This window comes from Enterococcus sp. XAF26B05_ASV22 (assembly GCF_056727285.1).
This window is the reverse complement of record NZ_CM161538.1, coordinates 1,216,157-1,237,673: the sequence shown is the minus strand read 5'-3', so window position 1 is coordinate 1,237,673 and position 21,517 is coordinate 1,216,157. Positions and strand designations below refer to the sequence as shown.

General features: G+C 37.7%; 23 protein-coding genes and 2 riboswitches. Of the genes, 3 read left to right on the top strand and 20 right to left on the bottom strand.

Features of this window, described 5'->3' with window-relative positions:
* Nucleotides 1-78 precede the first annotated feature (78 nt).
* The gene (locus AC1PU0_RS06160; protein ID WP_240485868.1) at nt 79-921 is read left to right on the top strand and encodes a MurR/RpiR family transcriptional regulator; all 843 of its coding nucleotides are present in this window, start codon (nt 79-81) and stop codon (nt 919-921) included.
* Nucleotides 922-983: 62 nt separating this feature from the next.
* On the opposite strand, the gene AC1PU0_RS06155 is transcribed toward AC1PU0_RS06160, so the two are convergent.
* A complete protein-coding gene (locus AC1PU0_RS06155; protein ID WP_069654571.1) occupies nt 984-2,180 on the bottom strand; it encodes a glycoside hydrolase family 3 protein in 1,197 nt (398 codons plus the stop codon).
* 189 nt (nt 2,181-2,369) lie between these two features.
* Here AC1PU0_RS06155 and AC1PU0_RS06150 point away from each other — a divergent pair, with 189 nt between their 5' ends.
* On the top strand, nt 2,370-2,768 hold the full coding sequence (locus AC1PU0_RS06150) for a VOC family protein (protein WP_111247298.1): 399 nt from the start codon (nt 2,370-2,372) through the stop codon (nt 2,766-2,768).
* Between the two features lie 311 nt (nt 2,769-3,079).
* Here the strand turns inward: AC1PU0_RS06150 and thiT are convergent, their stop codons facing one another.
* The gene (thiT, locus tag AC1PU0_RS06145; RefSeq protein WP_069654573.1) at nt 3,080-3,664 is read right to left on the bottom strand and encodes an energy-coupled thiamine transporter ThiT; all 585 of its coding nucleotides are present in this window, start codon (nt 3,662-3,664) and stop codon (nt 3,080-3,082) included.
* A gap of 53 nt (nt 3,665-3,717) precedes the next feature.
* Nucleotides 3,718-3,815, bottom strand: a riboswitch (TPP riboswitch).
* 23 nt (nt 3,816-3,838) lie between these two features.
* Nucleotides 3,839-3,964, bottom strand: coding sequence for a hypothetical protein (locus tag AC1PU0_RS06140; protein ID WP_258379278.1), 126 nt, complete (start codon nt 3,962-3,964; stop codon nt 3,839-3,841).
* A 524-nt stretch (nt 3,965-4,488) separates the two neighbouring features.
* Here AC1PU0_RS06140 and AC1PU0_RS06135 point away from each other — a divergent pair.
* Nucleotides 4,489-4,890 (top strand): DUF2871 domain-containing protein, encoded by a 402-nt coding sequence (locus tag AC1PU0_RS06135; protein ID WP_069654575.1) that lies wholly within the window; start codon nt 4,489-4,491, stop codon nt 4,888-4,890.
* Nucleotides 4,891-5,115: 225 nt separating this feature from the next.
* Here the strand turns inward: AC1PU0_RS06135 and AC1PU0_RS06130 are convergent, their stop codons facing one another.
* The 17 genes from AC1PU0_RS06130 to AC1PU0_RS06050 form a co-directional block, all read right to left on the bottom strand.
* Entirely contained in the window at nt 5,116-6,678 is a 1,563-nt protein-coding gene (locus AC1PU0_RS06130; RefSeq protein WP_206848853.1) for a phosphatase PAP2/LCP family protein, read from the bottom strand.
* Nucleotides 6,679-6,843: 165 nt separating this feature from the next.
* Nucleotides 6,844-7,011: riboswitch (M-box (ykoK) riboswitch) on the bottom strand.
* A 205-nt stretch (nt 7,012-7,216) separates the two neighbouring features.
* On the bottom strand, nt 7,217-9,058 hold the full coding sequence (locus AC1PU0_RS06125; RefSeq protein ID WP_206848764.1) for an ABC transporter ATP-binding protein: 1,842 nt from the start codon (nt 9,056-9,058) through the stop codon (nt 7,217-7,219).
* A gap of 16 nt (nt 9,059-9,074) precedes the next feature.
* Nucleotides 9,075-11,456: an ABC transporter ATP-binding protein gene (locus AC1PU0_RS06120; protein ID WP_479998775.1), complete on the bottom strand. Its 2,382-nt coding sequence runs from the start codon at nt 11,454-11,456 to the stop codon at nt 9,075-9,077.
* Nucleotides 11,456-11,902 (bottom strand): MarR family winged helix-turn-helix transcriptional regulator, encoded by a 447-nt coding sequence (locus tag AC1PU0_RS06115; RefSeq protein ID WP_069654579.1) that lies wholly within the window; start codon nt 11,900-11,902, stop codon nt 11,456-11,458. The genes AC1PU0_RS06120 and AC1PU0_RS06115 overlap by 1 nt, the downstream gene beginning before the upstream one ends.
* A gap of 376 nt (nt 11,903-12,278) precedes the next feature.
* A complete protein-coding gene (gene nox, locus AC1PU0_RS06110) occupies nt 12,279-13,610 on the bottom strand; it encodes a H2O-forming NADH oxidase (protein ID WP_111247295.1) in 1,332 nt (443 codons plus the stop codon).
* A gap of 78 nt (nt 13,611-13,688) precedes the next feature.
* Nucleotides 13,689-13,970 (bottom strand): ethanolamine utilization microcompartment protein EutM, encoded by a 282-nt coding sequence (gene eutM / locus AC1PU0_RS06105; RefSeq protein ID WP_069654581.1) that lies wholly within the window; start codon nt 13,968-13,970, stop codon nt 13,689-13,691.
* Nucleotides 13,971-13,990: 20 nt separating this feature from the next.
* A complete protein-coding gene (locus AC1PU0_RS06100; RefSeq protein WP_111247294.1) occupies nt 13,991-14,662 on the bottom strand; it encodes a phosphate propanoyltransferase in 672 nt (223 codons plus the stop codon).
* 11 nt (nt 14,663-14,673) lie between these two features.
* The gene (locus AC1PU0_RS06095; protein WP_206848761.1) at nt 14,674-16,176 is read right to left on the bottom strand and encodes an acetaldehyde dehydrogenase (acetylating); all 1,503 of its coding nucleotides are present in this window, start codon (nt 16,174-16,176) and stop codon (nt 14,674-14,676) included.
* Nucleotides 16,177-16,186: 10 nt separating this feature from the next.
* Nucleotides 16,187-16,720 (bottom strand): BMC domain-containing protein, encoded by a 534-nt coding sequence (locus AC1PU0_RS06090; RefSeq protein WP_111247292.1) that lies wholly within the window; start codon nt 16,718-16,720, stop codon nt 16,187-16,189.
* 3 nt (nt 16,721-16,723) lie between these two features.
* Nucleotides 16,724-17,332, bottom strand: coding sequence for a cupin domain-containing protein (locus AC1PU0_RS06085; RefSeq protein WP_206848760.1), 609 nt, complete (start codon nt 17,330-17,332; stop codon nt 16,724-16,726).
* 15 nt (nt 17,333-17,347) lie between these two features.
* Nucleotides 17,348-17,611 carry a EutN/CcmL family microcompartment protein gene (locus tag AC1PU0_RS06080; RefSeq protein WP_069654584.1) on the bottom strand — a complete coding sequence of 88 codons (264 nt, stop codon included), beginning with the start codon at nt 17,609-17,611 and terminating at the stop codon, nt 17,348-17,350.
* Nucleotides 17,511-17,897, bottom strand: a complete 387-nt coding sequence (locus AC1PU0_RS06075) for a BMC domain protein (RefSeq protein ID WP_479998774.1) — start codon at nt 17,895-17,897, stop codon at nt 17,511-17,513. Before AC1PU0_RS06075 ends, AC1PU0_RS06080 begins: the two co-directional genes overlap by 101 nt.
* 308 nt (nt 17,898-18,205) lie before the next feature.
* Nucleotides 18,206-19,045 carry an ethanolamine utilization protein EutJ gene (gene eutJ, locus AC1PU0_RS06070; protein WP_206848759.1) on the bottom strand — a complete coding sequence of 280 codons (840 nt, stop codon included), beginning with the start codon at nt 19,043-19,045 and terminating at the stop codon, nt 18,206-18,208.
* Nucleotides 19,017-19,580 (bottom strand): hypothetical protein, encoded by a 564-nt coding sequence (locus tag AC1PU0_RS06065; protein WP_206848758.1) that lies wholly within the window; start codon nt 19,578-19,580, stop codon nt 19,017-19,019. The genes eutJ and AC1PU0_RS06065 overlap by 29 nt, the downstream gene beginning before the upstream one ends.
* The gene (locus AC1PU0_RS06060; RefSeq protein WP_206848757.1) at nt 19,580-20,722 is read right to left on the bottom strand and encodes a 1-propanol dehydrogenase PduQ; all 1,143 of its coding nucleotides are present in this window, start codon (nt 20,720-20,722) and stop codon (nt 19,580-19,582) included. Before AC1PU0_RS06060 ends, AC1PU0_RS06065 begins: the two co-directional genes overlap by 1 nt.
* A gap of 2 nt (nt 20,723-20,724) precedes the next feature.
* Nucleotides 20,725-21,168, bottom strand: a complete 444-nt coding sequence (locus tag AC1PU0_RS06055) for a EutP/PduV family microcompartment system protein (RefSeq protein ID WP_206848756.1) — start codon at nt 21,166-21,168, stop codon at nt 20,725-20,727.
* Nucleotides 21,165-21,509, bottom strand: coding sequence for a BMC domain-containing protein (locus AC1PU0_RS06050; protein ID WP_069654589.1), 345 nt, complete (start codon nt 21,507-21,509; stop codon nt 21,165-21,167). The genes AC1PU0_RS06055 and AC1PU0_RS06050 overlap by 4 nt, the downstream gene beginning before the upstream one ends.
* Nucleotides 21,510-21,517: the final 8 nt, after the last annotated feature.

Sequence of the window (21,517 nt, the reverse complement as noted above, 5' to 3'; positions counted from 1 at the left end):
TATTTTTTATTTCTCACATAATCCGTTATAATTCATTTATACAAAACGAACTGGAAGGTGTTTGCTGAGATGAATTTAATGCTGAAATTAAAAAGCCTAGACAAACTGACAACAAGTGAAGAAGTACTCATTACCTATATTTTGGATTTTCCAGAAAAAGTCATTCATTTTTCTCCAAAAGAACTGGCTGAGCATTCGTATGTGTCGATTTCAACAATTTACCGTTTGATTAATAAATTAGACCTTGAAGGATTGAATGATCTTAAATTTGCCTTGGTCAATTATTTAAATGAGCATACAACCGAACAAATTATCGACATTGATTACCCTATCTCTGCAGAAGACAATCATTATGCTATCACTCAAAAGTTAAAATCGGTTTATAATCAAACCGTTCAGTCAACTATTGATACAAACAATCTCGATACTATAGCTTTCAATGGAAATTTACTTAAACAGGCAGAATTTATTGATGTGTACGCCACATCTGCTAATATCTATTTTGCACAAAACTTCCAATTTCAACTGCAGGAAATCGGTAAACAAGTAAACGTTCCAATTGATGATTTTATGCAAAACCTATCTGCAGCAAACAGTACGCCAAAGCATTTGGCAATCGTTGTTTCTTATGGTGGCCGCAGCTCTAGTGTTAAAAAAATCCTAGAAATTTTAAAGAAAAATAAGAGTAAAATTCTGTTGGTCACTTCAAAGGATAGTCCTTTACTCAACGAAACAGTGGATGGTGTTTTTCTTTTCTCTTCACTGGAAAACCATTACAACAAAATTTCTTCCTTTTCAACACGGATGTCTTTAATGTATATTTTTGATAGTTTGTATCTTAGTTTCTTCAACCAAGACTATGATAGAAATTTGGCTTATAAACTGGATAATTATCAAAAGATGAATCCTAAATTGATATAATTTTTTCACTCATCAAAAAAACAGTTCAGCTTCGATTAACGCTGAACTGTCTTTTTGATGTATTAGTGATTTAACAAGCCTAAATCACTTTTCATCTTCAATACACGATAAACAGATTGATTTAACGCTTCTTCTGAATAACTCCCTTGTTCAATAGCTTGGATGACATAGGGAATCTGAACTTGAAATGAAGAAGATAAAATCAGATCATTCCCAGATTTCAACGCAGCGAGTCCTGCTTCTTCTTGCGTTATAAAATCAGCTAATCCTGCCATATCCATATCATCAGTCATAATGACGCCTTGAAAGCCTAATTCATTTCGTAATAAATCATGAACAGGTTGAGAAATTGAAGCCGGCATTGTATCATCAATACTCGTCACGATATTATGAGAAACCATGATACTATCTGTTCCTGCTGCGATTCCAGCTTTAAATGGTAAAAAATCATTCCCGCGTAACGTCTCAAGACTTCTCGTATCATACACAATCTCTACGTGTGAATCGCGATTATCCCCATAACCTGGAAAATGTTTCAATGTTGACGCAATCTGTTGTTTCTTTAATGCCTCCACACTTGCCTTAACATATTCACTTGTTTTTTCAGCATCTACACCGATTGTTCGATCATAAATAAATGCTTCGGGATCTGTTGCAACATCCGCATCTGGAAATAGCCCAACTTGAATACCATAGGATCGTAGAACGGCTGATTTTTGTTGAATATCCGAACGAATCCCTGTTAACCCAGCCTCTTGGTATATTTCCATTGGTGATTTAAATGGTTCTGTTACTAAACCATTGCCCCCACTTAAGCGTGAAACCGTTCCGCCTTCTTCGTCAGATGCTATGAAAAGAGGAATCTTACTGACTTCTTGGTAAGAGGAAATTTTTTCTTTTAACGAATTCGGTGTCTCATTTTCCATATCTCGTCCAAACAAAAGGTAGCCGCCTAAATGGTACTCTTGAAGGCTTTCCTGTTGGGCTTCAATCGGTACACGAGCTAAAAAAAGTTGCCCCACTTTTTCTTCCAGGCTCATTGATTTCATTAAATCATTTATTTTCTTTTCCTGCTCCTTTAAAGAAGGGTCCTGATTAGGTTGTGAGGTTTGGCTCTCTTCTACTACTTCTGTACTTGTATGTTTCGTTTCTTCTATTGGTTTTGTTTGTACAGTATTATTACTTTTATTCACTAACCACATAATGCTAAAACTAATCCCAAAAATCAGCAGTAAAATACCAACTGCACTCGTTATCATCGCTTTATTATTGATTGTCGTTCCTCCTTGCTCATTTCGCTGATCTTTATCAGTGTGCTTATATTATAAGTAGGTTTTATCAAAACAGTCAATTTTTTTCACCTGCATGCGCCTTAAATTTTGACAAAAAAACGTTACCATGAGATGCTCTTCTCGTAATCAATACAAAAGAAAGAAGGTTGGATTTTTATGGCAACAATGGTGTTTGTAAATTTTCCAGTCACAGATGTAAAGCATTCTACAGCATTTTATGAAAAATTAGGTTTCAAGAAAAATGAAGAATTTTCTACTGACGAGACAAGTTCAATGGTTTGGGATGATCATTTTTGGATTATGCTGTTAAATCACGATTTTTATAGTAAATTCATCAAAGATAAAACTATTGCAGATACGAAAACGACGAGTGGTGCTTTGATTGCATTTAGTATGGACAGTGCCGATGCTGTGAAGAAATTTGCTGAAACAGCTAAAGCAAATGGTGGCGATTATTATAAAGTGGATATGGGGATTCCTGAAGATATGATGTTTGGACTTGAAGTGCAAGACCCAGATGGAAATTCTTTGGAACCTAATTGGATGAAGATGTAAATTTTCATTTATTGTTTAAGAAGTTGAGATTTAACTCGTAGCGTTATGTCTTGATTTCTTCTTTGCAAAAAAAATGTTGGGCCAGGAATGTTTAATCCCGAGAAATAAGAAGGAATTTACGATAATTGATCTTCAAATTTTTGTGACCAAGTAGATCCTGTGCAACATCAGCTTATTTCCGAAGGGATTGCTCCTGATCCCACCATTTATACGGATTCCATGTGAGTGGGATATGACTCAAAGAGTTGTGTCCCACTTACCAAAATAGTTACCTTTTATACAATCCAATCCTGTTATTCAGCACTATTATTCTATTGTCCCATTCGTGTACTATTTGTAGGAGTAAACAAATGAGGATTGATTTTGAGAAGTAAAAGTAAAATAATAGACGTCGCAATTGCTGTAGCCACACCACTTAACCCATTCATCACGAGAGAAAACAACCAAGGATTCATTCCCCACAGGGCAAAACTTCCCCAGAATAGAACGCCTGCAATAAAATGCCAGAAATAACGCATCAGTGTGCCAAAAAAAGACGCATATAAAATGATTCGACCACTCTTTGTGTAGTCTTTCTCTCCGATTGCTTGTTGTAGTTTCCCGCTATAAACTCCAGCAAATCCAGCAAATCCAAAAGCTAAAATATACTCAATAATCACTTGTGCAGGCATTAAATAATACACTTGCGCCAATGGAAAATGCAACAATCCCCAGATAAACGCAGAAAAGAATCCAGCCTTTGTTCCTCTTCTTAACGCATAAAGAGTCAAAGGAATCATTCCCAGTGAGATAGAAAAACTACTCCCAATATTTGTTGGAATAAGGGATAAAACCATTGCAATTGCAGCTACAATCGTTCCCTCAATCCAAACGCGTAATTCTGATGTTCTTTGCATAAAAAAATCCTCCCTTTAGAACGACCAATTCACAAAGGAGGAGTAAAAGTATTTATTTACTCCATCACAATTCCTACGCTCGTACTAACGAACAGGTTCAAGGGTTTAGAGTGGTTACTCATTCTCAGCCATGGCTCCCCTTTGTGATGGGTTCTATTTAATTTTTAGTGGTTATCATATGATTGACAACATCAGAATCGTACCATGCTCCTCTTTAAAAGTAAAGGAATTAGGCATTTCAATCTTATCAGACCACTTGAACCCAACAACGTGTTTGCGGCTTTCTTCTGGTGGGTACATCCTATTGACAGTTCCCCCTCTTTATAGAAAATATAGGCCATCTCGATATCGTCTACTTCAAAACTGGATACCTCTAATGGATTATACGGAAACTTCATATCACGTTCACATAAACTTTTTTTCGATCCATGCCAATTTTTTTATCTTTTCTGTAGCTGAGATCGTTTCAAATTCGCTTTTAGAGACCTATTTAAACTCTACTTTACAAACCATTTTATGCTCCTCTTTTCTGTTTGATATAGATTATTATTACGGGAGAAGTTTTTAACAACAACGAATATAAATGAAACGATTTTTTCATAAAGCACTCGGAATCCGGAAGAATAAAAACGCCTTCATTCGACTTTGGTAGAAACGAATGTTTCATTAATTAACGATGCAAATCTCTCTATTTCGCTCATCAATGAGGTCAGGATCGGATCTTCTTTGGATTTTTCACATTTATTTAGCAATAAATACCTAGAAAATGGCGATGTAGTTTGCTATAGTGGAGATGTTTGAAAAATATAAATTAGAGGTGGACAATGAAAAAATTAGTTAGAGTTAGTATGGTTTATATGATAGTTGGATTGTTAGCGGGTATTTTTTATCGTGAATTTACAAAATGGAATGACTTTACTGGCGAAACACAACTTAGTGTTCTACACACACATATTTTGATTTTAGGTATGTTCTTTTTCCTGATTGTTTTACTTTTGGAAAAAAACTTCCAATTGAGTAACGAGAAAAACTACAAAAAATTCTATATGATTTATAATATGGGGCTCGGTATCACTTTATTGATGATGATCGTTCGCGGTAGTTTACAAGTATTGGATTATCCAGAATCTGCAGCAATAGCTGGAATAGCTGGATTAGGACATATTATAATCACCGTCGGATTAGCTTATTTCTTCCAAGTTTTATTTCAAGCAGTCAAAGAGTAAGCTGATACGATATACAACTCTTTAAAAAATTTATGTTTTCACTGTATGGTCATTCGTTTAACCGTATAGAACATATTAAAAAGTACGCCCTTAAAGATAGAACAAAAAAATCTACCTTTAGGGGCGTACTCTATTTTTTTTGCTTTGGAAACAATAAGGTCTTAAAAGATCCATCCAATGTTGTAACTAACAATTGACTAATGGACACTTGATGCTACACACATATTATTCTAAATTTAATTGTTTCTTCAATGCCAATGTAACTTTTTCTTTTTCTGTTTCAGGAATAATTTGATAAGAAATACCTTCCTCACCCGTATAACCATCACCAGTAAAGTCTTCGCCTTGCATTTGATAGCTTTCAATGTTCTCTAGTGCCTTTTGATAATTTTTCATCAACAGCATCATTTGATCTAATGTCATATCTGTCTGGCCATTTTCACCAATAACATCTAACAACTCTTGATAACGAAATACACTTTTCATCGACAGTAATTCTTTAGTCAACTGAATCGTCACTTCTCGCTGTCTTTTTTGTCTACCGTAATCCCCTAGCGGATCTTCATAACGCATCCTTGCGTACTGTAAGGTTTCCCAACCACCTAGATGCTGTTCCCCTTTAGGATAATGGATTCCTTCGGCGTCAAAGGCAAAATCATTATTAACAGTGACGCCTCCGACAGCATCACTTAATGCAGCTAATCCATCCATATTGATCACAAAATAATGATTGATTGGGATGTCTAAATAATGCTCGATCGTATCAATCATCATTTCCTCACCGCCAAAAGAATGCGCATGATTGATTTTATCGTATGCCCCTTCTTTTCCAATAATTTCTACGTAGGCATCTCTAGGTATGCTTGTAATCGTTGTTTTCTTTAATTGATCATTAACTGTCACGACCATGATCGTATTTGCTCGAAAATCTGTTTGACGCTTTGAGTCATTTGCAATGCCTAGAAGTAAAAAACTTACGGGTTCACTATTGTTCAGTTCTACTGGCTTGGTGTTTCGATTCAGTGGTTGATATATTTTATCCGCTGTTTTTTGCACATTCTTGAACACAGTCGCGCCATATGCAGATGCACCTGCAACAGCCAATAACACAAGTGTTAAAGCGCCTAATATCGTTTTTTGCACAAAACGTTTTTTATCATCTGACGTTGAAAATGTCCTGTTAAGGAACATTCTTTGAAGGCAAACGTACGAAAGATTTACCCATGAAAAACTTAAAAGAAATCCACCAATAACATCACTCGGATAATGAACTCTCAAATAAATTCGACTTATTCCAATCGAAACAACATAGAGGATCAACATCGTTTTTAAAAGCTTGTCTTTTCTTTTCTGTGTCACTAACAAAATTGAGCATACCAAGCACATAGCTAAAAGTGAATGACCACTTGGAAAACTGTATGACGAACGCTCAGCTAACTGCGACACATCAGGTCTTGCCCTTGCAACAATATGCTTTAAGATAAACCCCAAAGCACTAACAACCAAAACGTTACTACTCAGCCAAAATGCCAATAATGGTTGTTTTTGCCGCCAAAGTAAAAATGAACTAATTAAGCTTACACTAAAAATTGGTACAATGGTTGCCGTCTTAGCAAACAGATTCACACTGCTCGTAATCATCTCGTTTGGTTTCCAATTGAATTGATAAATCGCTGAATCAATCTGATGAAACCACGAGACATTCTGAACAACTAAAAAGGTCAGCACCACAAATAATATGGTACTTAAAATTGCGGGGGTAAACTTTTTTTCTTTATACGTATTCATATTTAAAATCCCTTCATTTCGTAAATTAAATAACATCACTTACACATTGTCAGTATTCTTAAAAAAACACAAGTAGGCCCAATAACATTGCACGATCAGTCAATACATTCATTATTCGCCAAAAGAAAAAAGCCAAACATTTTTTTCCTAAGACGTTTGACTTTCAATCAATCTCATCGTCTGAGTTTTAGCACTATACAACGTAAAGAAACATTCTTAGCTATTTTATGAAAAGCCTTAATTCGACCATTCCTGTTTTACACATTGGCGTCTTTCGACGTTTCTGCGCAATAGCCTATGTTTGTATAGGAGCCTCACCTAACAAGGTTATTTATCTATTTATTTTTTTAAGAATACCGTTGACAAAGTTTTTTTTCAAGTTATTTTAAGGGACTTTATTTTTTCTTAATCAATATTAAGGAAGTTTTTTTAGAAAAAAGAAAAGACTGAGACATCACTCTATGAGTCATATCTCAGTCTCAAAGAATCTGAATAAACGGTAGGAGCAGAAACAACTCCCTCTTCTTTCAACTATTGTTTATTGATCTAGCTCTTCAAATTGAGAATTATAAAGCGATGCATAGTAGCCACCAGCAGCTAGCAACTCTTCATGTGTTCCTTGTTCTTTGATATCTCCGTCTTGCATATAAAGGATTTTATCTGCATCTTTAATTGTTGACAAACGGTGAGCGATAACGAACGATGTGCGGCCAGCCATCAAGTTATTCATGGCGCCTTGGATCAAGCCTTCTGTCCTTGTATCAACAGAAGATGTTGCTTCGTCAAGAATCAAAATCGGTTTGTCCGCTAAAATAGCGCGAGCAATGGTTAATAATTGTTTTTGACCTTGAGAAATATTAGAAGAGTCTTCATTTAATTCCATATTGTAACCACCTGGTAAGGTTTGGATAAAATGATGAACATGGGCAGCTTTTGCCGCTTCATAAACTTCTTCATCTGTTGCATCTAACCGACCATAACGTAGATTTTCCATGATAGTTCCTTTAAATAGCCATGTATCTTGTAAAACCATTCCGATATTTTTGCGTAAATCTGCACGGTTAAAGTCTTTGATATTGTATCCATCGATTTTAATCGCACCAGATGTTACATCGTAAAATCGCATCAATAGTTTGACCATTGTTGTTTTACCTGCACCAGTCGGCCCAACGATTGCCACTGTTTGACCAGGATCAACGTGTGAACTGAAATCATTGATGATGATTTTGTCTGGAGTGTAGCCAAAACGAACATGTTCAAAGTCGACCATTCCTTTGGCTTTGTCAAGTTTAACTGGGTTTGGTACTGTTTGTGCTTCTTCATCTTCTTCTAAGAATTCAAAGACACGTTCAGCTGATGCTGCCATTGATTGAAGTAAGTTTGAAACTTGCGCCAATTGAGCAATAGGTTGTGTCAAATTACGCACGTATTGGATAAAGGCTTGGATATCTCCAACTGTGATTGTACCGTTATAGGCTAAAATCCCACCAAAAATCGCTACAGCAACATAGCCTAGGTTTCCTACAAAATTCATAATAGGTTGCATTAAACCAGAAAGAAATTGTGACTTCCAAGCTGATTTGAATAAAACGTCATTTTGCGTTTTGAATTCTTCAAGAGAGTTTTCTTCATCATTGAATAGACGTACAATGTTGTATCCACCGATTGTTTCTTCGACTTTACCATTGATAACCCCAAGATATTCTTGTTGTGTTTTAAAGTATTTTTGCGAATTTTTCACAACAATTAAAATCAAGATCATTGAAATCGGTACGATCAAAATAGCAATACCGGTCATTTGAACAGAAATCGATAGCATCATGACAATAACCCCAATGATGGTAAAGACTGATGTGATCAACTGAGTGATGGATTGGTTTAATGACTGTCCTAAAGTATCTACGTCATTGGTGATCCTAGATAATACTTCACCCGTTGTACGACTTTCAAAATAATTCATTGGCATGCGATTGATTTTTTCTGAAATTTCTTTACGCATCCGATACGTTATCTTTTGCGAAATTGTTGACATGATCCAGCCTTGAACAATCCCGAAAACAGATGCCACTAAGTAAAGTCCTAACATAAAGAGTAGGATTCCACCAATTTTATTGAAATCAATACCACCGGTTCCTTGATATTTTTTAATCAAGCCATTAAATAATTCTGTGATTGCTTGTGATAAGATTTTTGGACCCCAAATGTTAAATACAGTTGAAGCAATTGCAAAGATCATTACAAAGAAAACGGGTATTTTATAAGCACCAATATAGGAGATTAATTTTTTTAGTGTTCCTTTAAAATCTTTGGCTTTTTCCACTGGAGCGCCCTGTCCAGGTCCGCGTCCGCCACGAGGGCGATTTTGTGTTTGTTCTGCCATTATTATTCGCTCCTCCCTACTCTGCTTCTTCTATGCCTAATTCAGCATTGCTCAATTGTGATTGGGCAATTTCTTGATAGACAGTGGATGATTTCATTAGTTCATCGTGTGTTCCATGACCTACAACACGACCTTCGTTCAATACGATAATATTATCTGCATGAAGAATCGTAGAAATTTTTTGTGCAACAATGATTTGAGTTGCCCCTTTTATATTTTCAGATAGCGCTTTTCGTAACGCTACATCCGTTTTATTATCTAGTGCTGAGAATGAATCATCGAAAATCAAGATTTTAGGATTTTTCGCTAAGGCACGTGCAATGGATAGACGTTGTTTTTGTCCACCAGAAACATTATTTCCGCCTTGAGAAATTTCTCGGCTATAGCCTTTTTCATTTGAATCGATAAATTCTTCTGCTTGAGCTATTTCAGCAGCTTTTCTCATTTGTTCATCTGAGATATTTGCATCGCCAAACTTGATATTTGATGCAATATCACCTGAGAACAAGATTCCTTTTTGCGGCACAAATCCAATAATTTCATGTAATTTGTGTAAGCTCAATTCACGAATGTCTATTCCATCAATCGTGATTCGACCACCTGTTACATCAAACAAACGCGGAATCAGATTCACAATTGTTGATTTACCTGAACCAGTTGAACCGATAATTGCCGTTGTTTGCCCTGGTTTGGCTGTAAAGTTAATGTGGTGCAACACATCTTCATCGGCATCTCCGTAACGGAATTCTACACCTTCGAATTTCACTTCGCCTTTAAAGTCATGATCATCTTTAGGATGTTCTGGATCTTTGATTGTTGGTTCTGTTTCAAGTACTTCTTCCACACGACCAGCAGCTACGTTGGCACGAGGTAGAATAATTGAAACCATTGACAACATCATAAAGGCCATAACGATTTGCATCGTATACGTGATGAACGCCATCATATCCCCAACTTGAAGTTGACCGTTATTCATGTTATGTCCGCCGACCCATACGATCAGCACAGAAATACCATTCATCAAAAGCATCATTACAGGCATCATGATCGACATTGCGCGGTTTACAAATAATTGTGTCTTCATTAAATTCGTATTCGCAACATCAAAACGTTTTTCTTCAAATTTCTCACGAGAAAAAGCTCGGATAACAGGCAGTCCTGTAATGATTTCACGTGATACTAAGTTCACTCTGTCGACTAAATTTTGTAACGCTTTAAACTTAGGCATGGTTGTTAATAATAGGCTTAAGACTAACACTAGAACAGCCGCAACAGCGACACCTACGATCCATCCCATACCTGTTCCTGTTTGGTAGACATTATAGATACCGCCTATCCCTAAGATCGGTGCGTATAAAACAATTCGCATGATCATCACGATTCCCATTTGCATTTGTTGGATATCATTCGTATTCCGTGTAATCAATGAAGCTGGAGAGAATTTCTCCATTTCAGTGTTCGAAAATTGCAATGTTCGTTCATATTGACCAACACGCAAATTTCGCCCAACAGATGCGGCCACGAGTGAGGCAATCAACCCAACAATAATCGCAGCAACCGCTGAAACCAAGGTTAGAAGAACCATTTTCGTTCCTGTTTTGACCATGTAATCTGTTTGGATCTGTTTCGTATTCATATCTAATGCTTTATATTCACTAAGGGTCAATTGGATCCCCACAGTTTTCATTGAGTCTTCGCCTAGGTCACCTAAGCTCTTCTTCGTTTCGTTACGAGCTGACTCGACTTTGGCTGGCATAGCATCCGTTGTCGTTTTGATTGAATCAGCTAAGGCTTTTGCTTCAGCACCTTTTGCTTGTGCTTTGGCTGCTAATTCTTGTGCTTCAGCACCTTTTTCAGTTGCAGTCGCAACATCTGTTGCAGCAGTTGCCTCGGCACCCGCTGATTTAGCTTGTTCGCCTAAAGCGGTCGCTTCTTCACCAAGTTGTTTTGCTTTAGTAACATCTTCTCCAACTTTTTTATAGTCTTCAATGATTGCTTTTGCCTCACTTGCATTTGATGAGTCTTTTGATTGAGATGACGCTAACATCATCATTGGTAAATTAAAGATGTCTGCTAATTTAGCTTCAGTCATGCCATCTTGAAGGTTTAATTTATAGACTTCAACCTCTTTGCCATCGATTTTTTCAGTTGTTAGCTTATAGTTATCTTCTATTATTTTTTTCTCGTCATCCGTCATGAACATTTCAATTCCTTGAAGGGATGTTTTCCTGATTTTTTCAGGTGTGGAATATTCAAGCCCTCCTTGTTGAATACCGACATCGACGATACCCGATGTTAATTTTGGTAAGCTTAAATCACTATTTGCCTGTACAACTAAAAGCACAAGAACTGCGATGACCGCATACCAGTATTTGCCGAGATGTTTGAAAATCTTCACTATTGGTCACCTTCCTCTTTCTGGGAAATTTGTTGGGAGTAGTCTACGAATTTCGCCGTTAGCTCGATGAACTGATTCGTATCTTGTTCTCCCATTAGTTTAAAAATCTGAACGATCTTATCACGCATCTCTTTCTTTTGTAACTTAGCTGCTTTTTTACCGCACTCCGTTAATGTAACATTGATACGACGGCGATCATCAGGATCCATCTTACGTTCGATTTGACCTTTTTTTTCTAAACTGCCAAGAACGACCGCGATACGAGCGCTTGATAGGTTCAGTGATTCAGCTAGATGTTTTGGACTAGTTGGTTCACCGTAACGTGCCAAAAATTTGATCACGATACTTTCACCTTGGTTACTTTTTTCTAGTCTGCTAAATGCACTATGTCGATTTTGAACCATTAAACGCATAAGCTCTTGTTCGGCTTCTTCTGCGAATGACATATGACTCCTCCTTTTTTTCAAAATAATTACTTCCTCCATTAATAGCTAACAGTGTTAGTAACTAATGCTGTTTGATATTAACGTAAATAGGTTTTAATGTCAATAGTATTGGTTTAAAAATATAAATGAATACGGTTTTATTTCAAAATATTAAGAAATTGTTCTCAATTTCATATGATTTATTTGGGTGAAATGATAAAAAAGGTGGGATATGACTCTACGAGTCACACCCCACCTCTAAGGAATCCAGATAAACGGAGAGAATAGACGCAACGACTACGCTTTGCTTCCGTCCCCATCTTTTTCCTACGATTAGTCAAGAAGAAAAAGCAATCATCGTTGATATTTCCCTTCTTTACTAGACTAAATACTAGTCTTATTCCGCATTCAACGCAGCCATCGTAATATAGTTATAAGGTTGATTAAAATGTGGTAAAAAGAATAAATCTAGTAACTTTAATTCATCAATAGTCATTTGCTTTTGTATAGCAAGTGAGAATAGATGGATCGCCATTGAAATATCTGCTCTTGATGACATTTGCGCACCGATAATTCGTCGTGATCCTTTTTCATACACAATACGAATCGAAACTGAGTCGTTTGAGGTCATAAATGCTGGTTTTTGCAAATCTGTATAGTCAGTGAATAAAACGTCTAGTTGATGTTTTTTTGCTGCTTCTAAGGATAGACCTGTGGAAACCATATTTAAACCAAAAATAGAAATACCATTTGACCCTTGAACACCAATTGATGCAAGACTTGTGCCACCAACATTGTGACCTGCGACGATTCCAGAACGTACGGCGTTCGTTGCCAACGCAATATAGGTCGTTTTTCTTAACGCATTGGAGTATAGAGTAGCACAATCTCCTACTGCATAAACTGAAGGATCACTAGTTTGCTGATTTTCATCAACAAGATAGGCACCATTTTCAAATAATTCCAACTGTTCCTTGCCTAACTCATTATTAGGTAAAAAACCAATAGCATTGATAACGAGATCAACCGGATACTCCCCTTTATTCGTTACGATGGCTTCTACTTGTTTTGAGCCTTTATAGGCAGTAGCGATTTCACCAAAATGTAGTTCAATACCGTTCCCAGATAAATTACGATCCATTTCATCTGTAAACTCTGGGTCATAATAGTTCGACAACGAGCGTGGTGCACCATCAAAAAGCAATACCTGCTTCCCACGGCGCTTGATGGCTTCAGCGATTTCAACCCCAATATAGCCAGCGCCGATAACGGCGACTTTTCTGACCGAAGTCAATCCCACTAAGTCATCGACTGCTTGTCCATCTTGAAACTTTTTTAAAAAATGAATATTTTGTAAGGTATTGCCTGGTATTTTTGGGGCTATCGGAACAGAACCTGTCGCTAATATCAACTTATCATATTCCTTGCAAAAGGTTGTTCCATCACTGGCTTTACAAAAGACCTTTTTAGCGTAAAAATCAATTTTTTCAACTGCTGTTTCTAAATAAATGGTCGCACCTTTCGCTTCAAATTCTTCCTTAGTCGCATAAAAAAGCTGATCCGATGAGTCAATTTGTCTACCTACCCAAAGTGCCGTTCCACACCCTAAATAACTAAGATTCGAATTTTTATCGATCATTGTCACATCTTGATCTGGATAATGATCTAGTAAAGCGTTAGCTGCCGCGATCCCGGCATGGTTTGAACCAATAATAATCGTTTTTCTCATTTGTTACCTCCATTTTTTTGAATAAAAAGGCGAAACACATAAGCTTTAGCAGTGCTTCGCCTTTTCAGATTTTAGTTATTATGCTTGTGTAATCGGTAAAATGGTTTCAACTTCTGAATGCGGACGTGGAATCACGTGAACAGATAATAATTCACCTACACGTTGCGCTGCTGCTGCGCCTGCATCTGTAGCTGCTTTTACAGCGCCAACATCTCCGCGTACCATAACAGTCACGATGCCACCTCCAACTAATTCTTTTCCTACAAGCGATACGTTAGCCGCCTTAACCATTGCGTCTGCTGCCTCAATTGAACCGATTAACCCTTTTGTTTCGACCATTCCTAGTGCATCTGATTTCATTATAATTTCCTCCTAAGATTCTATCTATTATTTTTTTTGATCACAATTTCAGTATTGGGCGTTAACCCCAGTGCATTTGCTTCTTCTGTATCAATGTGGCATTCTAAGCCGGAATTTTCGACCGCTCGAATGATAACATTCGCTAAACTGCCACCTCGTTCACCTGGTAATTCAATCGTTACAGACTCACCGTCATACACACCGAATTGAATTGCCTCATTTGGCAGCATGTGAATATGACGTTTTGCGACAATCACACCTTCAATAATTTCGGCAGATCCTTTAGGACCAATTAACGTGATGCTCCCCGCTCCAGTTAAATCGCCAGATAAACGTAAAGGAGCTTTTACTCCTAATTTAAAGGAATCACTTTGTAAAATTTCTACTTGAGTTTGTTTCCTCACAGGACCTAGAATGCGTACTTTTTCTATTGCACCTTTTGGTCCGCAGATCATCACTGTTTCTTTACACGCAAATTGTCCCGGTTGAGACAGATCCTTCAATTTTGTTAACTGATAATCGTAACCAAATAATTTTTCCACATCTTTTTGAGATAAGTGGATATGGCGATTGGAGATACCTACTGGAATCCGTCGAGGTTCCGACGTTGCTGCTGTTTGAGTTTGGTTTGTTTCAGCCAATTTCTCTAGCAATGTTCCCAGTAACTCTTCATAATTATCCAACTTCATCATTCCTTTTCCAGTTAATTCATACTCGCTAAGACTTGGCGAACAACATTTGCTAATTTTTCTACATCCGTATCATTGATTGTCTTGTTCTCTGTCGGCAATGATGTTGTTGCAGTGGCTTCTGTTTTTCCGTAAGTAAAGGTTGGATCATCTTGCACTAATGTAGTAATCACTTTTAATCCGTATGCAACTTTTTTGATGTTTAATAGATGTTTTGGGCCAACGTTTTCTGAAACTGAACTACCACCAAAAGTCCCACAACCTAAGGTAAAAGAAATCGGTAATCCTGTACTGATACCAGTTCCACCTTGGCTACCTCCTGTGTTTACTAAAATTCGTGAGGCAGGTTTAGCGGCAAATTTTAGTACGATAGCCCGATCATTGGTATGGAGACTCATTGTATGACCAATCCCATTTTGCAACAATTGAATACTTAAGTCACACGCTTCTTCCCAGTTATTGACAACATAAAACGCTAAAACCGTTGTAAGTTTTTCAAATGATAAAGGATAGCCTTGACCAACTCCACCTTGCGCGCCAATCAGGACTTTCGTTTCTGCTGGGACGTTAATTCCTGCAGCTTCAGCGATAACGGTCGCTGCTCTTCCCACAAATTTTGCATTCATTGCATATCCATTTTTGAAAAGTAATTTGCAGACTTTATCCGTTTCTTCTTCTGACATAAAGTAGCCGCCTTGTGCTTTTAACTCTCGAATAACAGCTTCTTTGCTGACTTCTTCACAGATAATCGATTGTTCTGACGCGCAAATTGTGCCATTGTCAAATGTTTTAGACGCTATGATTTTGGCTACTGCACTTTTTACATCTGCTGTTCGTTCGATATAGGCTGGTGAATTACCAGCACCTACACCTAGGGCTGGTTTTCCTGAACTATAAGCGGCTTTGACCATTCCAGGACCACCTGTTGCGATGATCAAGCTAACTTCTTTAGCATGTAGTAATTCGTTAGTACCAGCCATTGTTGGAATAGACAAGCAACTAATGATTCCATCTGGCGCTCCTGCTGCTACCGCAGCACGATTTAATAAGTCGGCCGCTTTTTTAGTACATCCAACCGCTGTCGGATGTGGTGAAAAAACAATCGCATTTCGTGATTTCAAAGCAATCATTGCTTTAAAAATAACTGTTGAGGTGGGATTCGTTGAAGGAATGATTCCTAAAACTAAGCCAACCGGTTCAGCCACATCAAAGGTACCTTTTTCAGGATTTTCTGATATGATCCCGATGGTTTTCTCGTTTTTGATTTCATCATAGAGTAACTGGGATGCCGCATGATTTTTGTAAGTTTTGTCTATCACCTTACCAAAGCCTGTTTCTTCGACCGCTCGTTCAGCTAAACCAAGGGCATATTTACTCGCGGCTGTCTTCATATTTTGTAAAATTTGGTCAATTTGTTCTTCTGAAAAAGTAGCGATTTTATCTGCGGCTTCTTTCCCTTTACGTGTCAAATCGCGGGCTTCTTGAACAGAACGTAAATCTTTATCGAACATTTCCATTTGTATTCCTCTATTCGTTAATTATTAAACTATCCATTAGCGCTTTGATCAGTTTTTCTTTGTTTGCACGATGGATATTTTTTTGTGGGATGCTAAAATTAGGCTGCTCTTTTGCTAATTTTCTAAGTTCAGTTACTTTCATTTGCTGCAATTCATTCAGTACTTTTTCTTTTGGCTCTTGTTCTATCACTTCTGATGTTTCTGTTAATTCTATTATTTCTGTAAGCTCTTCTTCAGGTTCAGGTGTTTTTATCTCTTCTATTTTAGTGACTTCTTCCACGAAAGAGAATGCATCGATGTCTGGACGTGGAATGACATGAGAAGCAGCTAAAAGTCCTTCTCCTAAATACTGAACACTTGCAATTGCCGCTTGTATAGCTGTTTCGACTGCTGCGACATCGCCTGTGATCAGCACCGTATTTAGACCACCACCAACCTGTTTTTTACCTAAACAATGAACTTCGGAAGATTTCAACATGGCATCTGTGGCTTCGATCAAAGCCAATAATCCTCTAGTTTCAATCATGCCGATTGCTTGATTCATTTTTTACACCCCACTTTTTAATTTTCCAGATAAAATCGTTACTTTTTCTGTCGTAGACCACTGAATAGCCGAGTGTTGTGGAACATAAATAACGTCCCCTTTGTTTGCAGTGAAAACGGCCCCTTCGATCGTCACGTGAAGGTCACCTTCTACCACATAGTTTACTGACTCAAACGTATCTTCTTCGTTGAAATGACTCGCCTCTATTTCTAAAAGTCCAAGGTTAAAATGACCTGCCCCTGCTGTTACAATTTCTCTATACCTGACATTTTCAACGTCATCATTTAGAGGTGAAAGTTTGATTGTAGAGCCCCGAATAATTTTTAATCCACTCGAGTGTTCTTGATAGTCAAATGGACGATCCTGGAACTCACTCATGCCAGCTTCAATCAGCAGTTTTTTTAATAAGGACACGAACTGATCTTTCGTAATATCTTGAGTATCAGACATTGAATGATCATTTTCTGGTTTAGTTTCTTTAAACGTCATGTGGTATTCTTCTGCTAAATCTTTGGCAGAAGGGGTGATAATCGTTTGTTTATCAGTCAAAACAAGTTGAGTTCCTTCACTATGAAGTATTTCTATATCTTTTGCACAAATCAGTTTCTTCATTTTGTCACACTTTCTTTAGACAGATTCACAACTTTCATCGATGATCCCAATTACTGCAGCATCTACAGGAATAGCATCATCTTCTAGCATACGTCTGGCTGCTGATCCTGTCGCGATGATCACTCGATCGCCTATACCTGCACCTATCACATCACAGACAATCATGCGTTCACCCTCTCTAGAACCTCCAGAAACTTCTGCAAGCATCAGCTTGAGACCATTTAACTTTTCTGATTTTCGGGTCGCCCAAATCGTATCCATCAGTTTTGCGGTTACCATAGGCGATCATTTTCTTTTTCTTGATTTCTTCCATGGCTGCGATAACGGAAGCGGTATCCCCAAAAATAGCCAATAAAATCATATTTTGTGGGCAACTGCCTCGAATGTCCTCTACTGTGACTCCAACGGCTTTTTCAGCAATATCTGCGGCACAAACCATCTCAATTAATTTACCTTGAACTAATCCTACAGCATCTGGAATACCTAAATTATCTTTTGATCCTCGTCGACGATTTAAAATGGCCAATGTCCCTTCGCCAGGTGTCTTGATAATACGACAATCCATTTTGATTCCTCCTCGTATAAAAGCGTAGCGGGCTCGTCCAGTCTCGATAGAAAAATAGGAAAAAGAGATTGAGACGCTTTTTGTCTCACTCTATTTTTATCTTTTTTCCGAGAGACTAGCCCGCGAAGCTAGATATGGTAACAACGTTCCGCTTTGCTTCACCTTGTACTTTTCAACATCAGTTTACTTCGTTCTCTGTGTTTCAAACAAATCGCTTAAACCTTTAGAAGATTAGGAAACTGCCATTGAAACGTTCTTTGTTTCACTGACGATTTGTCTATTTTATAAGGATTGATTTGTATAGCTAGCTATGTTAAAACTTGATTGGTACAGCTTACGGCAATTCCTAAGGGTGTCACAAACATTGGATTCGAAGGTTTGTACGTTGGAATTCCTGTCACTTTTTCAATGATTGTTTCAATATTTTTGAGACAAGCAGTGCCACCGACTAAATAGATTCCTTCAACATGGTATCCTTGTGTTTGCTGGATGATAATAGAAGAAATTTTCTCAATGACTGGTTTTAAACTAGGTAACAGCTCATCGTGGTTCTTTTCATTTCGCTTGTATGTTTCAGCCGCTTCGAATGGAAACTTATAAGCCCCAGCAATCACTAAAGATAAATGTGTACCGCCTGTCGCCTCATCCGCTACTTTGACCACTTGTCCATTTTCTACAATTGAAATTCCGGTTGTTCCACCACCGATGTCTACAACTGCGCCATCTGTTATGTTCAATAATTGATTTGCAGCTGTTGGTTCATCCAACAAGTTTGTCAATTCAAACCCTGCGCTTTGTATCACATTTTTGATTGTTCCACCATCTAATTCATCTGTACTAGGGGGCAATGAGGCTGCGGCATAAACTAATTCTGTCTCTAATTTTCGTTCTACTTCTTCTTTAAGCTCTCTAACCAGTTCAACTGCCCCAATGTAATCCACGACCATACCATCACGCACAACATCCGCATATCGATAAGCACCTGCTACCGGTTTATAGTTTTCATCTAAAACAGCTAACACCACACAGGCTGTCCCTAAATCAATGCCAGTATAATAGGTTTTCGAATCATGTCTTTTGGGCTTTTTTATGACTTTTTCAAACTCCGTAACAAATTGATTACACGCTTTCATTGATTGTCTTTTCATCTGTTTCTCCTACTAATTGTTTCTTTAGTTCAATGATTGTTTGACTCGCTTTTATAAGTAACTGACTATATTGGGGATAGTCAACTTGAATCAGATGGATAATACCATAAACTTTCTTTAATTTGATCAATAACAATCCTTGCTCACTAAAAATATGGACCGCTTCCAATCGAAATTCTTCTATTTCTTTTAAAATAGGTTCGCTATCAGAACTGTCTTTCCCTAAAGAAAGCATCAGTATTTTTTCTAAATCGATGATTTTTTGACTGACACTCAATTGCTGTTTCATTGCTATTAAAGCCGCTTCTAAGAGTTCAGAGGATAGTACTTCTTTATAGCCATTTAATGACGTTAATGATTGTTTGGCTGCCTCCGTATTCTCTTTCCATTCAGCTTCTGAGACAATTCGAATTTTTTTATCCAAAAGAAATTGCTTTGCTCCAGGTGTTAATCGTACTTGATTCTTTAAACAAAATTGCGTAAATGCCTCTTTTTGATATGTTGTTCTGAGTTCATGTTCCGTCACAAAGTGCATTAGTAACCACCTCTTAACAACCTCTTATATAATTGTTCTAACTCTTGGACACTTGGTTTTCTTGGATTGGTGATCGTACATTTATCGTCCATTGCTTTTGCTGCCATTTCTGGGATTGCCGCTAAAAATTCCTCTGAATCAATGCCATGATCCATAATCAATGGTGATATTTCTAATTGTTTCAATTGTCGATTCACACCGTTGATCATGGCATGAACGGTAGCTTTAGCAGTTCCAGCTTGAAATCCTAAGCTTTTCGCAATTCTTTGATAAGTGACTAAACTAGGAATTTCCTTTTCTAATTCTAAACCAGCGTTGTATCGAATGACGTGAGGCAGTAACAGAGCATTTGCTCGACCATGTGGGATATGAAACTGACCGCCTAGCGCATGTGCTAAACTGTGACAAATTCCCAGTGATGCTTCATTAAACGCAATACCAGCCAAACAAGATGCATTGTGGACTTGTTCTCGAAGAGCTAGGTTTTCTCCATCATTGACGACAGGAACTAAGTCCTTCCAAATCATTTGTAAGGCTTTTTCACTAGCCGCATCTGTAAAATCAGTCGCATCTGTTGACGCTAATGCTTCCATACAGTGAGTAAATACATCAAAGCCTGTGTCTGTCGTAACATCCTTAGGCACACTAACCATCAATACTGGATCTAGGATTGCTAGATCGGGCACCATTTGCTCATCAACTAGCGCGTATTTACTATGATTTTGTGGATCAGAAATGACTGCAAAAGACGTTACTTCACTACCGGTACCACTTGTAGTCGGGATACAAATAAGTTGTACTGAGGCATCCTTTTCAGCAGTTCGATACATATGACGAATCACTTTCGCCGCATCCATCGCTGAACCACCACCTAACGCAATGATCCCGTCAGGACTTAGATTAATAGCTGCTAATAAGCCTTTGGTCACAACGTCAATTGTTGGATCAGGTATAATTTCTGAAAAAATGGTACAGCCAATATTCTTATCTTTTAACAACTGTTCTATTTTGGGGGCTAAACCATTTTCTAACATGAATGGGTCACAAATAATCAAAACACTTTTGAGGGATAGTGTTTGAATCGTTGACAATGCATCAATCCCTGTAATGATTTTTGTACCCATTTTAAACTGTTTTAACATTTTCAGTCCTCCTTTCCGCTAATTTCTTCGACAAACGTCTCTATTTCTTCTTGATTTAAATGGAGGAAAAACTGCTGATTCGTACACCCGATTTCTTCCAATATTTTTTCAGCAGTTCCTCGTTCCTCCAATTTGTTTTCGTTCGTTTCATAGAGTGCAACACCTATGACAGGCACTCTTAGCACACAAGCAAAGTTAGGTGGATACGTCTTTTTTATACTTGGAATTGGAACTAAAAAGAGCGCTTTGCTTGCTTTTTGCTGTAGCGAAATAATATGTTTGTGCATCCACGGGCTTTCCAGATAAGCACTTGGAACAATAATCGTTTCATCCGTAAAAGAGATATTTGCGACTTTGCGAATCGGCTGATTAGGTTGTTCAATGGCTTCAGCAATCAGAATATTATGTTTTTGATTAGGTCCAATAATGAGAATTCGTTTTTTCATGTTTTACTCACTGAAACAATGTCATAATTCAATTTTTCTTTCAAAATTGTGACAACGGCTTTTAAAGCGACTTCCACACTTTGAACATCTCCACTAAGCAAAACAGATCCCGTAAATCGATCCAAAAATCCAACCTCAACGCCAGCGCTTTTCCCAGCAACATCAGCGGCAATAATTGCTGCTTCCACTGGTGAAATCGTTAAAATGCCAATCGCCCCTTGCGCGTCAATCCCTAATGATTCATAGATTTCTGGAATTGGTGATGCAATAACATGTGCTAGTGTTACTTGTTTTCCAGGAACTGACTCTTCAATCACTCGTTTAGGCGCATTCTCTTCCATACTACGAC

Bases quoted from the DNA above. Each gene is read 5' to 3' on its own strand.
- AC1PU0_RS06160 (WP_240485868.1), top strand. From the start codon at position 79: ATGCTGAAATTAAAAAGCCTAGACAAACTGACAACAAGTGAAGAAGTA.
- AC1PU0_RS06155 (WP_069654571.1), bottom strand. From the start codon at position 2,180: ATGATAACGAGTGCAGTTGGTATTTTACTGCTGATTTTTGGGATTAGT.
- AC1PU0_RS06150 (WP_111247298.1), top strand. From the start codon at position 2,370: ATGGCAACAATGGTGTTTGTAAATTTTCCAGTCACAGATGTAAAGCAT.
- thiT (WP_069654573.1), bottom strand. From the start codon at position 3,664: ATGCAAAGAACATCAGAATTACGCGTTTGGATTGAGGGAACGATTGTA.
- AC1PU0_RS06140 (WP_258379278.1), bottom strand. From the start codon at position 3,964: ATGTACCCACCAGAAGAAAGCCGCAAACACGTTGTTGGGTTCAAGTGG.
- AC1PU0_RS06135 (WP_069654575.1), top strand. From the start codon at position 4,489: ATGAAAAAATTAGTTAGAGTTAGTATGGTTTATATGATAGTTGGATTG.
- AC1PU0_RS06130 (WP_206848853.1), bottom strand. From the start codon at position 6,678: ATGAATACGTATAAAGAAAAAAAGTTTACCCCCGCAATTTTAAGTACC.
- AC1PU0_RS06125 (WP_206848764.1), bottom strand. From the start codon at position 9,058: ATGGCAGAACAAACACAAAATCGCCCTCGTGGCGGACGCGGACCTGGA.
- AC1PU0_RS06115 (WP_069654579.1), bottom strand. From the start codon at position 11,902: ATGTCATTCGCAGAAGAAGCCGAACAAGAGCTTATGCGTTTAATGGTT.
- nox (WP_111247295.1), bottom strand. From the start codon at position 13,610: ATGAGAAAAACGATTATTATTGGTTCAAACCATGCCGGGATCGCGGCA.
- eutM (WP_069654581.1), bottom strand. From the start codon at position 13,970: ATGAAATCAGATGCACTAGGAATGGTCGAAACAAAAGGGTTAATCGGT.
- AC1PU0_RS06100 (WP_111247294.1), bottom strand. From the start codon at position 14,662: ATGATGAAGTTGGATAATTATGAAGAGTTACTGGGAACATTGCTAGAG.
- AC1PU0_RS06095 (WP_206848761.1), bottom strand. From the start codon at position 16,176: ATGGAAATGTTCGATAAAGATTTACGTTCTGTTCAAGAAGCCCGCGAT.
- AC1PU0_RS06090 (WP_111247292.1), bottom strand. From the start codon at position 16,720: ATGAATCAAGCAATCGGCATGATTGAAACTAGAGGATTATTGGCTTTG.
- AC1PU0_RS06085 (WP_206848760.1), bottom strand. From the start codon at position 17,332: ATGAAGAAACTGATTTGTGCAAAAGATATAGAAATACTTCATAGTGAA.
- AC1PU0_RS06080 (WP_069654584.1), bottom strand. From the start codon at position 17,611: ATGGTAACCGCAAAACTGATGGATACGATTTGGGCGACCCGAAAATCA.
- AC1PU0_RS06075 (WP_479998774.1), bottom strand. From the start codon at position 17,897: ATGGATTGTCGTATTATCAAGACACCTGGCGAAGGGACATTGGCCATT.
- eutJ (WP_206848759.1), bottom strand. From the start codon at position 19,045: ATGAAAAGACAATCAATGAAAGCGTGTAATCAATTTGTTACGGAGTTT.
- AC1PU0_RS06065 (WP_206848758.1), bottom strand. From the start codon at position 19,580: ATGCACTTTGTGACGGAACATGAACTCAGAACAACATATCAAAAAGAG.
- AC1PU0_RS06060 (WP_206848757.1), bottom strand. From the start codon at position 20,722: ATGTTAAAACAGTTTAAAATGGGTACAAAAATCATTACAGGGATTGAT.
- AC1PU0_RS06055 (WP_206848756.1), bottom strand. From the start codon at position 21,168: ATGAAAAAACGAATTCTCATTATTGGACCTAATCAAAAACATAATATT.
- AC1PU0_RS06050 (WP_069654589.1), bottom strand. From the start codon at position 21,509: ATGGAAGAGAATGCGCCTAAACGAGTGATTGAAGAGTCAGTTCCTGGA.